Source organism: Roseateles sp. P5_E11 (genome assembly GCF_054049355.1).
Genome location: NZ_JBFUMO010000142.1, coordinates 1 through 11,910 on the forward strand (window position 1 = coordinate 1; position 11,910 = coordinate 11,910).

At 66.3% G+C, this 11,910-nt stretch carries 12 protein-coding genes; 4 read left to right on the forward strand and 8 right to left on the reverse strand.

Annotation, left to right across the window (positions count from 1 at the left end):
- Both ACXJKR_RS12860 and ACXJKR_RS12865 read right to left on the reverse strand, forming a co-directional pair.
- Positions 1-1,195 (reverse strand): efflux RND transporter permease subunit (locus tag ACXJKR_RS12860; RefSeq protein ID WP_457323165.1); only part of this gene is annotated, 1,195 nt, incomplete at its 3' end.
- 16 nt (positions 1,196-1,211) lie between these two features.
- On the reverse strand, positions 1,212-2,375 hold the full coding sequence (locus ACXJKR_RS12865) for an efflux RND transporter periplasmic adaptor subunit (RefSeq protein WP_056196968.1): 1,164 nt from the start codon (positions 2,373-2,375) through the stop codon (positions 1,212-1,214).
- A gap of 486 nt (positions 2,376-2,861) precedes the next feature.
- Here ACXJKR_RS12865 and ACXJKR_RS12870 point away from each other — a divergent pair, with 486 nt between their 5' ends.
- Positions 2,862-3,884 carry a PEP-CTERM sorting domain-containing protein gene (locus ACXJKR_RS12870; protein WP_457323166.1) on the forward strand — a complete coding sequence of 341 codons (1,023 nt, stop codon included), beginning with the start codon at positions 2,862-2,864 and terminating at the stop codon, positions 3,882-3,884.
- Between the two features lie 87 nt (positions 3,885-3,971).
- Here ACXJKR_RS12870 and aroC read toward each other — a convergent pair whose 3' ends face one another.
- Positions 3,972-5,069: a chorismate synthase gene (gene aroC / locus ACXJKR_RS12875; RefSeq protein WP_457323167.1), complete on the reverse strand. Its 1,098-nt coding sequence runs from the start codon at positions 5,067-5,069 to the stop codon at positions 3,972-3,974.
- A 75-nt stretch (positions 5,070-5,144) separates the two neighbouring features.
- A complete protein-coding gene (locus ACXJKR_RS12880; RefSeq protein ID WP_056196964.1) occupies positions 5,145-5,612 on the reverse strand; it encodes a CBS domain-containing protein in 468 nt (155 codons plus the stop codon).
- Positions 5,613-5,684: 72 nt separating this feature from the next.
- Between ACXJKR_RS12880 and ACXJKR_RS12885 the strand changes: the two genes are divergently transcribed.
- Entirely contained in the window at positions 5,685-6,977 is a 1,293-nt protein-coding gene (locus ACXJKR_RS12885; protein WP_457323168.1) for an O-acetylhomoserine aminocarboxypropyltransferase, read from the forward strand.
- A complete protein-coding gene (locus ACXJKR_RS12890) occupies positions 6,974-7,771 on the forward strand; it encodes an alpha/beta fold hydrolase (RefSeq protein WP_457323169.1) in 798 nt (265 codons plus the stop codon). The genes ACXJKR_RS12885 and ACXJKR_RS12890 overlap by 4 nt, the downstream gene beginning before the upstream one ends.
- Here ACXJKR_RS12890 and ACXJKR_RS12895 read toward each other — a convergent pair.
- Positions 7,756-9,213, reverse strand: coding sequence for a flavin-containing monooxygenase (locus ACXJKR_RS12895; RefSeq protein WP_457323170.1), 1,458 nt, complete (start codon positions 9,211-9,213; stop codon positions 7,756-7,758). The genes ACXJKR_RS12890 and ACXJKR_RS12895 overlap by 16 nt on opposite strands.
- A 64-nt stretch (positions 9,214-9,277) precedes the next feature.
- Between ACXJKR_RS12895 and ACXJKR_RS12900 the strand changes: the two genes are divergently transcribed.
- Positions 9,278-9,586: an Mpo1-like protein gene (locus tag ACXJKR_RS12900; protein ID WP_057299593.1), complete on the forward strand. Its 309-nt coding sequence runs from the start codon at positions 9,278-9,280 to the stop codon at positions 9,584-9,586.
- Here the strand turns inward: ACXJKR_RS12900 and ACXJKR_RS12905 are convergent.
- From ACXJKR_RS12905 to ACXJKR_RS12915, 3 genes are all read right to left on the reverse strand, one after another.
- The gene (locus tag ACXJKR_RS12905) at positions 9,583-10,377 is read right to left on the reverse strand and encodes a MipA/OmpV family protein (protein ID WP_457323171.1); all 795 of its coding nucleotides are present in this window, start codon (positions 10,375-10,377) and stop codon (positions 9,583-9,585) included. The two genes, ACXJKR_RS12900 and ACXJKR_RS12905, sit on opposite strands and share 4 nt — an antisense overlap.
- 48 nt (positions 10,378-10,425) lie before the next feature.
- Positions 10,426-11,370 carry an NAD-dependent epimerase/dehydratase family protein gene (locus tag ACXJKR_RS12910; protein ID WP_457323172.1) on the reverse strand — a complete coding sequence of 315 codons (945 nt, stop codon included), beginning with the start codon at positions 11,368-11,370 and terminating at the stop codon, positions 10,426-10,428.
- On the reverse strand, positions 11,367-11,910 hold a 544-nt coding region (locus ACXJKR_RS12915; protein WP_457323173.1), incomplete at its 5' end, for an aminotransferase class I/II-fold pyridoxal phosphate-dependent enzyme. The genes ACXJKR_RS12910 and ACXJKR_RS12915, both read right to left, overlap by 4 nt.

Sequence of the window (11,910 nt, forward strand, 5' to 3'; positions counted from 1 at the left end):
CGATCAGCAGGCCGATGCACAGGCTCAAGGCCATCATCGTCATGAAGTTCAGCGTGAAGCCGAAGGCCTGCACGGCGATGAAGCTGGAGATGACGGYGATGGGCAGCGTGAGGCCGGTGATGATGGTCGAGCGCCAGCTGTGCAGGAACAGGAAGACGATGGCCACCGTCAGCAGCGCGCCTTCAATCAGCGTGTGCTGCAGGCCGGTCAGCGAGCCCTTGACGAAGTCGCTAGCGGCGTAGATGAGGCGCAGCTCGACGTCCTTGGGCAGCGTCTTGCGCAGCTCGGCCATTGCTTCCTTCACGGACTCGCCGGTCTTGACGATGTTGGCGTCCTGCTGCTTGAAGATGTTGAAGCTGACGGCCGGCTGGCCGTTGATGCGGGCGATGCTGTCCTGCTCGCGCTCGCGCTCGACCAGGGTGCCGAGGTCGTTCAGCGTCAGCGCCAGGTTGCCGCGGCGGGCGACGATCATGTTGCCGAAAGCCTTGGGGTCCTTCACGCGACCTTCCACGCGCAGGATGGCGTCGGAGGTGGAGTCGGACAGCAGGCCCACCGGCTGATCGGCGTTGGCCTCAGCCAGCGCCTTGGCAATCTCGGCCGGCGTCACGCTGTAGGCGCGCAGCCGCATCGGGTCGAGGTCGATACGCACCTCACGGGTGGTCAGGCCGCCCACGTCCACCTTGGCCACGCCTTCCACACGACCCAGGCGCTTGGAGACGATCAGGTCGGCCATCATGGACAGCTCGCGCGAGCCGCGTGTGGGGCTCAGCAGCGCCATGACCACGACGGGCTGCGAGTTGTCGTTCTCGAAGCGCTGCACCGTCGGCGGCTTGGCGTCACGCGGGAATCGGGCCTGCGCGGCGGCGACGCGGTCGCGCAGGTCCTGCATCGCGCGGCCCATGTCGGCGTTCAGCGAGAACTCGACGCTGGCCTGCACACGGCCCTCGAAGCTGCGCGACTGGATGCGTTCCACGCCGGCAATCGTGTTCAGCGCCTCTTCCAGGGGTTTGGCGATCTCGCGCTCGACGGCCTCGGGCGAGGCGCCGGGGTAGCGCACGTCCACCTGCGCGCCGGGGAACGAAATGTCGGGCATCTGCTCGACGCCCAGCTTGGAGTAGGAAAACAGGCCCAGCACGCACAGGGCCACCATCACCATGGTCGCAAAGACCGGGTTCTGGATGGAAACGCGGGTCATCCACATGGCACGCCCCTTACTGAACCGTGGCGGCCGACGCGGCCGAGCTGGCCACCTTGGCCTTGGCGGCGACGATGTTCGCCTTGTCACCTTCGCGCAGGTTGTCGAAGCGCGCCGCCAGCACCTGGGCTTCGGGCTTGAGGCCGTTCAACACCTCCACGCGGCCTTCGCGGGCGTCGCTGCGGCCGGTCGTCACGATCCGGCGCACCAAGGCGCCGCTCTCGATCATCCAGATCTGTTCCTGGCCGGCATTGCGGCTGATGGCGGCGATGGGCACGGTCAGTCGCTGGGTGTCATCCTGCAGCACCACCTTGGCAACGGCGTACTGGCCGGCACGGTAGGCCTCCTTGGGGTTGGCCAGCACCAGCGTCACGCCGATGGAACGCGTGCCCGGCTCGGCGCTCGGCGCGATGCGGTCGATCTTGGCCTCGACCGGCTCTTCCACGCCCTCGACCTTCACCTGCACCGTCATGCCCGGCTTCAGGCGGCTGACTTCATGCGTGCCGACCAGGCCGGCCAGTTCGAGCTTGGACAGGTCGACGATGGTCAGGATCTGCTGTTCGGCCGCCACTTTCTCGCCGGGCACCACATGGCGCTTGGAGACGACGCCGTTGATGGGTGCGACCAGCGCGGCCTGGCGCATCGTCACCTGGCTGGTGTCGAGCTGGGCCTTGGCGGCGTTCCAGTTGGCGCGGGCGGATTCGTAGGCGGCGCGAGAGTTGTCCAGCGCGGTCTGGGCAATGAAGTTCTTGGCAGCCAGGCCTTCGTTGGCCTTGAAGCTGCGCTCGGCCTGCTCCATCTGGGCCCGCATGGCTTCGACGCTGGCGCCGCGCTCGGCGATGCGATAGCGAAGCTCTTCCAGGTCGACCTGGCCGAGAGCCTGGCCCGCCTTCACGCGGCTGCCTTCGCCGACAGCGAGGTTGAGCAGCGTGCCGTTGGACTTGGCGCGAACCATGGCCGTGCCCGGCGCCACCAGCGGGCCGCTGAATTCGATCTGGGCCGGCATGGCGGTCAGCGTCGGCTTGACGACTTCGCTGGGCACGAACTCCAGCACGGCCTTGGCCTTCTCGTCACCCGGCTTGTTGGGGCCATCCCCCTTGCTCGCCATGACGGCCACCCCGGCACCGCCCACCAACAACACGGCTGCGACGACGCTACCGATCTTCCAAGACTTGCGCATGGCTCCCCCAATCACTCTCTGATTTCACGACCTTTACAGTCTAGAAACCGGCGGCAAGCCGCGCAGCGGGCTTGTGACGAAACGCGGTTTGCGAGGGCTGAGCTGCACCGGCCGGCGATCAGGCTGGAATCCCGGCGGACGAGTTGCGGATCACGAGAGGCGGCCTGCATCAAATCCGCTGCGCAGCGTCATGACGAGGTCATAGCGACACCAATTGCCGGCGAGCGGCCATCGCCGCTGCTGCTGCCAGCGCCGACCAGTCCAATGCGCTGCCACCTCTCGACATCAATTCGAATGAAAACGTTCCCCGCGTTCTGGGGATCAGCGCAGCAGGCCCCGACATCACGAAGCCTACAGTGCAGTTCGCTCGCATCTTGGCTCGGTCGATTTCACTTTGAGCTTCACCTCGGTGAGTGCCCCGAGTTTGAACAGCCGACACAGTGGGTGTTGGATGTATTCGGGTTCAAATCAATAGGGGTGAGAACGATGTCCCAACTTCAGATGTTCCGCACAAGGTCTACGTTAAGCCCGGGCGCCACGTGGATTTTCAATGCCGTGATTTGCCTGGCTGCGATGGGGCCGGCGATTTCCGCAAGTGCTTCGGAAGTCAAGGTCACTGTTTTTGCAAACTACACGGCCGAAGATGGCAGCAATGGCGGCGTCGGCCCCATCACTCATTCTTCAGTGAATGGCTCGGTGTCTGAAAAGATCAGCAGCGTATGGTCAGGCTCGGGCGGCTCGAGCGGCGCTACCGCAGACTACGGTGTACTCAAATCTTCAGCCATTGCCAGCGCGAGCCGTGGCAACATTTTCAATGGATTCGCGTCGGTGGGAAAGGCATATGCCGCCGCACACTGGAGTGACTCCGTCACAGTGGCTGGCGCAGGCTTGTCCGGCACCGGCTGGGCCAATATTCGTTTCTTCGTCGATCCCGCCTCAGGCAGCCTTCTCAACAGCGGCACGGCTGGTTTGGGGGGAAGCTTTGCTGGAACGGCTGCGGCTGACTTCGTTTTCAGCGCGGGTGGCGCCACTGTATTCAGCTTCAATGTTCAGGCGGCATTGACTCATCTGGGCACCGATCCAACATATACATTCACCCGCGTCAATGGCCTCGACTACACCGGGGATCTACGCGGATTCTGGGAGCTGAGCATTCCCGTTACGTTTGGTCAGGCGTTCGCCCTGGACGCCGGCATCGACACGACGGCTTATACGCTGGCGGGATCAAACTCCTCGGTCGATTCGTTCGCCAATTTCGGAAATTCAATCTATTGGGCCGGCATTACGTCCATTACTTTGGCGAATGGATCGACAACGACGGCGTTTTCGGCGCTGGGAAATACTGCTCACGACTGGAAGGTGTCAGCAGTTCCAGTCCCTGAGCCCAGCAGCGGATGGCTGCTGTGTTTCGGTCTGGGGACGCTCGCGGTGTTTCTTGCTTTCCGCAAGAAGGTTGTCCAGCCGCACAGCCCAAACCCGAACGCTGTCGGGCTTGAATCGCTGACCTGATTTAGCAACTCAGTTCAGCTGTAGTCCACGGCATTGCTCGCCCGTTGCGGGCTTTGCCCGTCGTCAGCCCGACGCGCTCGCCTCAACCTATCGTTGTGCCGGGATGGCATCGACCGGCAGCACGACATCTCCACACTGCGCCCTGTGACGAAGGGCATGGTCCATCAGCACCAGGGCCAGCATGGCCTCGGCGATGGGCGTGGCGCGGATGCCCACGCAGGGGTCGTGGCGGCCAAAGGTTTCCACCACGGAAGGATTGCCCGCGCGGTCGATGCTCGCTTTGGGGCTGCGAATCGAACTGGTCGGCTTGATCGCGATACTGGCGACGATGTCCTGGCCGGTGGAGATGCCGCCCAGCATGCCGCCCGAGTTGTTGCTGGCAAATCCCAGCGGTGTCAGCTCATCGCCATGCTCGGTGCCCTTCTGTGCGACGACGCCGAAGCCGGCGCCGATCTCGACGCCCTTGACGGCGTTGATGCCCATCAGCGCGTAGGCGATGTCGGCGTCGAGCTTGTCGAACAGCGGCTCGCCCAGGCCGACCGGCACGCCGGTGGCTTCCACGCGGATGCGTGCGCCAACCGAGTCGCCGGCCTTGCGCAAGGCGTCCATGTAGTCCTCCAGCGCGGCGATCTTGCTGGCGTTGGCGGCAAAGAAGGGGTTCTGGCCGACGTGCTGCCAGCCTTCGAAAGGAATCTCGATCTCGCCGAGCTGGGTCATGCAGCCGCGGAATTCGGTGCCATAAGCCTCCCGCAGCCATTTGCGGGCCACCGCGCCGGCGCCGACCATGGGCGCCGTCAACCGCGCCGACGCGCGGCCACCGCCGCGTGGGTCGCGCACACCGTATTTGCGCCAGTAGGTGTAGTCGGCGTGGCCGGGGCGGAAGGTGTCGAGGATGTTGCCGTAATCCTTGCTGCGCTGGTCGGTGTTCTCGATCAGCAGGCAGATTGGCGTGCCGGTCGTGACGCCCTCATAGACGCCGGACAGGATCTTGACCGCGTCGGGCTCGTTGCGCTGGGTGACGTGACGGCTGGTGCCGGGGCGGCGGCGGTCCAGCTCGGGCTGGATGTCGGCCTCGCTGAGCGCCATGCCCGGCGGGCAGCCGTCGATGACGCAGCCAATGGCCGGACCGTGGCTTTCGCCGAAATTGGTGACGCGAAAGAGTTCGCCGAGGGTGCTACCGGACATGCCGCCATTCTAGGAGCCGTCCAAATGAAAAGCGGCCTGCAAAGGCCGCCTTCATGGACAACGAACCAAGTCGGCTCAGCCGGCCTTGGCCGGGTCCTCGATGGGCTCCTCGACCGGCCAGTCGCGGATATAGGCCTTGAGCATGCGGTTCTCGAAGTCCTGGCTGTCCACCACCGCCTTGGCCACGTCGTAGAACGAGATGACGCCCATCAGCGTCTTGCCGTTCATCACCGGCATGTAGCGCGCGTGGCGGCCCAGCATCATGCGGCGCACCTCGTCGATCTCTGTCTCGGGCGTGCAGGTCAGCGGCGCGTCGTCCATCACCGTGCGGACGATGGTCGTGCCCACCGTGCCCTGGTTCTTCACGATGGCCTGGATGACCTCGCGGAAGGTCAGCATGCCGACCAGGTCGCCATGCTCCATGACAACCAGCGAACCGATGTCGCGCTCTGCCATGACGGCCAGCGAATCCTTCAGCGGCTCGTCGGGCGTGACAGTGAACAAGGTGCCACCTTTGACACGCAGGATATCGACGACTTTCATAGGGGCCTCCATGCGAAAACTGCCAGTCAACATAGCACACAATGCCCGCGACTCCACCCCATAGAAAACACCATGCCGGGCTTCGACACCCTAGCTTTGCATGCCGGCGCCACGCCCGATCCGGGCACCGGCGCGCGGGCGACGCCGCTGCACCTCAGCACCTCCTTCGTCTTCGAGAACAGCGAGCACGCGGCGTCGCTGTTCAACATGGAGCGTTCGGGGCACGTCTACAGCCGGCTCTCCAACCCGACGACGGCGGTTTTCGAGGAGCGCATGGCGGCGCTGGACGGCGGCATCGGCGCGATCGCGACGGCCAGCGGCCAGGCGGCCCTTCACCTGGCCATCTGCACGCTGATGGGCGCCGGCGGTCACGTCGTCGCCAGCACGGCGCTGTATGGCGGCAGCCACAACCTGCTGCACTACACGCTGCGCCGTTTCGGCATCGAGACGACCTTCGTCAACCCACGCGACCTGGACGCCTGGCGGGCTGCCATTCGGCCCGAGACGCGGCTGTTGTTCGGCGAGAGCCTTGGCAACCCGGGGCTGGACGTGCTGGACATCCCGACTTTGTCGGCACTGGCGCATGAGGCCGGCCTGCCACTGCTCGTCGATGCGACCTTTACGACGCCCTATCTGCAGCGCCCGGCCGAACTCGGCGCCGATCTGGTCTACCACTCGGCCACCAAATTCCTCTGCGGCCATGGCACCGTGATTGGCGGCGTGCTGGTGGATGCGGGCTCCTTCGACTGGCAGGCCGCGCACGACCGCCATGGCCGATTCGAGACCTTGTGTGAACCGTATGACGGCTTCCACGGCATGGTGTTCGCCGAGGAAAGCACCGTCGGCGCCTTCCTGCTGCGCGCCCGCCGCGAAGGCCTGCGCGACTTCGGCGCCTGCATGAGCCCGCACACGGCCTGGCTGATSCTGCAAGGATTGGAGACGCTGCCGCTGCGCATGGCCCGGCATGTGGCCAATGCGCAGGCGGTGACCGAGTTCCTGCAGGCACACGACCTCGTCGAGAAGGTGGCCTACCCCGGCCTGGCCTCCCACCCCGACCATGCGCTGGCGCGAAAGCTCATGCCACGCGGCGCTGGCGCGGTGTTCTCCTTCGACTTGAAGGGAACGCGGGAACAGGGCCGCGCCTTCATCGAGGCCCTCAAGCTCTTCTCCCACCTGGCCAACGTTGGCGACGCCAAGTCTCTGGTCATCCACCCCGCCAGCACAACCCACTTCCGCATGGATGACGCGGCGCTCAGGAGTGCCGGCATCGGCCCGGGCACCATCCGCCTGTCCGTCGGGCTGGAAGACCCGGCCGACCTCATCGACGACCTGAAGCGGGCGCTCAAAGTGGCAGGCAAGGCATGAAGTTCATCGTCGACAACCAAGAGGCTTATGCGTACACGGGCGGCAAGGCGTTTGACTCCGCCCTGCCCTGCGTCGTCTTCATCCACGGCGCACAGAACGACCACAGCGTCTGGACCCTGCTGGCGCGCTGGTGTGCCCACCACGGCTACGGCGTGCTCGCCGTCGACCTGCCGGGCCATGGCCGCAGCGCTGGCACGCCTTTGAAGAGCGTCGAGGACATCGCCTTCTGGCTGCACCGTCTGCTCGACGCGGCCGGCGTGCAAAAGGCCACCCTCGTCGGCCACAGCATGGGCTCGCTGATCGCACTCGAAGCGGCCGAACGAGCGTCCACTCTCGTCATGGTCGGCACGGCCTACCCGATGAAGGTCTCGGAGGCTCTTTTGACGACGGCGCGCGACAAGCCCGAGGCCGCGATGGCCATGGTCACGGCCTTTTCGCATTCGCTGGCCAGCGCCAAGCCGGGCTACCCGGGCCCGGGCGCTTGGCTGCGCGGCGGCTCGATGGCGCTGATGCGCCGGCTGCAGGAGCGCCAGACGGAAGTCAACCTGTTCGAGAACGACTTCCAGGTCTGCGACCGCTATGCCGGCGGCGAGGCCGCGGCCGCTCGCGTGGCCTGCCCGGTGCATTTCATCCTCGGCGCGCTGGACCAGATGACCTCGCCCAAGCAGAACGCCGTGCTCGGCGGCCTGCTCAAGCCGCGCATCCATACCGTGCCCGCCGGCCACGCGCTGATGGCCGAAGCACCGGACGCCGTGCTGGCCGCGCTGAGGGCGGCGCTTCAGCCCAGCTCGTAGGCTGCTTCGTCGGGCCGCCGCACGGCCCGGGCGTATTCGCCGGTGAAGCCCGGCCAGATCGCGATGATGCGGCCGCTGTCGTTGCGGTACCAGGAACTGCACCGGCTCCAGACCGAGCCGGCGAGCCTTTGCTGGACGTTGGCGTCCTGGGCTGCAAACGCTTCAGGGCGCACGTCTATCCATCGCTTGCCTGATTGCTTGACTCTGCGCATGCAGGCCAGCGCATGCTGGACCTGGGGCTCGATGAAAAGCAGCGTCGAGGTATGGCCTGTGCCGGTGTTGGGGCCGAGCGTCAGGAAGAGGTTGGGAAAGCCCGGGACCGTCAGGCCGAAGTAGGCGCTGGGATTGACGCGCCAGGTCTCTTCCAGCGTGCGCCCGTCGAGACCTGTGATGGGCAGCTCCGCCAGGAGTTGCGTCGTGTCGAAGCCGGTGGCACAGACCAGTGCGTCCAACTGGTGCTCCCGGCCGTCCAGGGTCAGCACGCCTCTTTCCGTCACGCCGGTGATGGCCTCCGTGACCAGCTCCGACTGCGGCAGCGCCAGCGCATGGAAGTAGTCGTTGGAGTAGATGATGCGCTTGCATCCCAGCGGATAGCGGGGTGTCAGTCGTTCGCGCAGCACAGCATCGGGCACATGGCGCCGCAGATGGCCGCGGGCCGTGGCCACCATGGCGCGCCGGGCCAGCGTGCCCTCGTCGAAGCCGCGCCGCCCCAGCTCCAGGAACTGCACCCAGGCATGGCGGGCCAGCGCGGCATAGGGCGGGAAGCGGGCCAGCCAGCGGTCGAGTGCGCCATAGCGCCGGTCCAGCCGCGGCATCACCCAGTTGGGCGTGCGCTGGAACAGCGTGAGCCGTGCCGCCGTGGGTGCCAGCGCCGGCACAAGCTGAGACGCCGTGGAGCCCGTGCCGATGACGCCGATGCGCTTGCCGCCCAAGTCCGCGTCGGCCGGCCAACGCGCCGAGTGCAGCAACTGCCCTTTGAAGGAGGCCAGATCGGGGATGTCGGGCCAGCGCGGCCGGCTCAGCGGGCCGGTGCTGCAGACGAAGAAGCGCGCGCTCAAGGCGCTGCCATCGTCCAGGCTCAGCTCCCAGCGGCCGGCCTGTGCGTCGAAGCGCGCCTCGGTGATGGCCACGCCCAGACGCATGCGTGCCGCCAGGCCGTGCTGCTCGGCCAGGCGCTGCTGGTAGCGGTGAATCTCGGGCGCGTCGGCGAAGCGGTGCGTCCAACAAGGGTTGGGCGCAAAGCTGAAGCTGTAGGCCGGAGCCGGCACGTCGACCTGGGCGCCAGGGTAGCGGTTGCTCCACCAGGTGCCACCCAGCCCGTGAGACTTCTCGACGATGAGGTAGTCATCGACGCCCGCGCGCTGCAGCTGGATGGCCATGCACAGCCCGGACATGCCCGCACCGAGGATGACAACCTCCAACTCGGTGGGCATGGCGCGCATCGGCGCATTATTGCGAGGGCATCCCCGCTTGCCGCTCGGGCGCAACCCGCGCTTGAATCAGCGCATGAGCACCGAACGCTTTTCTCGCTTCGCCGACTTCTACCCCTTCTACCTCAGCGAGCACGGCAACACCATCTGCCGCCGGCTGCACTTCGTCGGTTCGACCCTGGTGCTGGTCTGTCTGTGGCAGCTGTTCAGGACGGGCGCGCTGGTGTGGCTGCTTTACGGCCTGCTGTGCGGCTATGGCTTCGCGTGGGTCGGGCATTTCTTCTTCGAGAAGAACCGGCCGGCGACCTTCAAATATCCGCTTTACAGCTTCATCGGCGACTGGGTCATGTACGCCGACATCTGGCGCGGTCGCGTGAAGCTTTAGTTGCGCCAGGCCAGGCCGATGCCCACCGACGAGCCGGTGCGTTTCTCGACCAGCGGGCTGTCGGCGACGGGACCGAGGAGGCGGCTCGCGCCGGCATTGCCGTAGACGAGCCAATGCTTGGTCAGCGGCCGGATGAAGCCGACACCCACGTGCACATCGCGCAGGCCGGCACCGGGTTCGTAGGCGGGTTTGCCACTGGCCGCGACGGCCGACTCGGGCACGCCGAAATAGCTGCGCAGGTTTCGAGCGCTGGCGGCCGAGATGCCGAAGCCGCTGGTCCACTCCAGCGTCGGGCTGCGGTAGAACCGCCAGCCCAGGTCCGCGCCCAGCGTCGTGCCGCCTTGCCGGCCGAGCAGGTCCTGCGACAGCGTCGCGCCAATGGTCAGATCCTTGGTCAGGCTGTAGTTGGTATAGAAGCGCGCCCTCAGCGTGCGCCGGACGTCGGGCAGGCCCCGCGTGGTGCTGGCGTCGCCGCTGCTGCGGCCGCTGTCCATGCGCAGTGACACACCCACGCGCAGCTTGTCTGTGTCAATGAACTGGGTACTGGCACCGCCGGCCGCCTCCTCACGCCCGAAGCCCATCAGGCTGCCCGCGMCGGAAGTGCTGATGCGCACTCGGCCGAGCTTGAATGCCCACAAGGGCTTGATCTTGATGTCACGGCTGCTCGCGCCGTCGTACTCCGGCTGCGAGGCCACCGCGGCCCCCAGCAGATAGCGAGCTGACGGACTTTCCACCTCGGGCTGCTCGGCCTGGGCCAACGTCGCCACGGACAGAGCCAGGAGGGTAGTCAACGCGACTCTCATAGAGGCTAGCGTACCAGCCAGACCTGGCACCGCCTGTCAGCCAACGTGTAGTTCGCGTGTCAGCTCAGTCAGCATGTCGTCAACCATGGCATCCAGGTCGTACTGCAGCTTCCAGCCCCAATCGGCCTGGGCGGCTGCGTCGTCGATGCGTTGTGGCCAACTGGCTGCAATGGCCTGGCGGAAGTCTGGCACGCAGTCCATCGTGAACTCGGGCAGGCGGCGGCGGATGGAGGCGGCGATGCCTGCCGGCGTGAAGCTGACGCCGGCGAGGTTGTAGCTGCCGCGCTGCCTGACCTGGTCGGCCGGCGCGTTCATCAGCTCGATGGTGGCGCGCAGCGCATCGGGCATGTACATCATCGGCAGGGCCTGGTCCTGCTTCAGGAAGCAGGTGTAGCGGCCGTCCTTGATCGCCGAATGGAAGATCTCCACGGCGTAGTCCGTCGTGCCGCCGCCGGGCGGCGTCTTCCAGCTGATGAGGCCGGGGTAGCGCAGGCTGCGCACGTCCACGCCGTGCTTGGCGTGGTACCAGTCGCACCAGCGTTCGCCGGCGAGCTTGGAGATGCCATAGACCGTCGTCGGGTCCATGACGGTCGTCTGCGGCGTGTCGATGGCTGGCGTGTTGGGGCCGAAGGCCGCGATCGAACTGGGCCAGAAGATCTTGTCCAGCTTCTCGTGGCGGGCCAGCTCCAGCACATTGAGCAGGCCCTTCATGTTCAGGTCCCAGGCCCACATCGGGTGCTTCTCGCCGTTGGCCGACAGCGCCGCGGCCAGGTGGTAGATCTGCGTGATGTGGTGGCGCTTGACGACGGTGGCCAGGCCCCCCGCGTCGGTCACATCCAGCGCCTCGTGCTGGAGGCTGGGCACGCGGCCCTTGGGGCTGAGGTCGCTGGTGACGACGGCTTCATTGCCATGCAGCTTCGCCAGTTCGGTCGCCAGCTCGGTGCCGATCTGGCCATTCGCTCCAATGATGAGGATCTTCATTTGACGAGGCCCAGCTCACGGCCCGCCTGCGTGAAGGCGGCAACGGCCTTCTCCAGGTGCTCGCGCTCATGCACGGCCGAGACCTGCACGCGGATGCGCGCCTGGCCCTTGGGCACGACGGGGAAGAAGAAGCCGACGGCATAGATGCCCAGCTCCAGGATGCGCTTGCTGAGCTCCTGCGCCTTCACCGCGTCGTAGACCATGATGGGCACGATGGGGTGGGTGCCGGGCTTGATCTCGAAGCCGGCGGCCTGGATCGCCTCGCGGAACCAGGCGGTGTTGGCTTCGAGCTTGTCGCGCAGCGCCGTGGAGCCTTCCAGCAGGTCCAGCACGGCCAGCGACGCGCCGGCGATGCTGGGGGCCAGCGTATTGCTGAACAGATAGGGGCGCGAGCGCTGGCGCAACAGCTCGACGACTTCCTTGCGCGCGGCCGTGAAGCCACCGCTGGCGCCGCCCAGGGCCTTGCCGAAGGTGCCCGTGATGATGTCGATCTTGCCAAACACACCGCGATGCTCGGCGGTGCCACGGCCGGTCTTGCCC

Excerpts from the sequence above, each read along its gene's own strand:
- ACXJKR_RS12895 (WP_457323170.1), bottom strand. The coding sequence starts at position 9,213 with ATGCGCGCCATGCCCACCGAGTTGGAGGTTGTCATCCTCGGTGCGGGC.
- aroC (WP_457323167.1), bottom strand. The coding sequence starts at position 5,069 with ATGTCCGGTAGCACCCTCGGCGAACTCTTTCGCGTCACCAATTTCGGC.
- ACXJKR_RS12870 (WP_457323166.1), top strand. The coding sequence starts at position 2,862 with ATGTCCCAACTTCAGATGTTCCGCACAAGGTCTACGTTAAGCCCGGGC.
- ACXJKR_RS12890 (WP_457323169.1), top strand. The coding sequence starts at position 6,974 with ATGAAGTTCATCGTCGACAACCAAGAGGCTTATGCGTACACGGGCGGC.
- ACXJKR_RS12880 (WP_056196964.1), bottom strand. The coding sequence starts at position 5,612 with ATGAAAGTCGTCGATATCCTGCGTGTCAAAGGTGGCACCTTGTTCACT.
- ACXJKR_RS12910 (WP_457323172.1), bottom strand. The coding sequence starts at position 11,370 with ATGAAGATCCTCATCATTGGAGCGAATGGCCAGATCGGCACCGAGCTG.
- ACXJKR_RS12865 (WP_056196968.1), bottom strand. The coding sequence starts at position 2,375 with ATGCGCAAGTCTTGGAAGATCGGTAGCGTCGTCGCAGCCGTGTTGTTG.
- ACXJKR_RS12900 (WP_057299593.1), top strand. The coding sequence starts at position 9,278 with ATGAGCACCGAACGCTTTTCTCGCTTCGCCGACTTCTACCCCTTCTAC.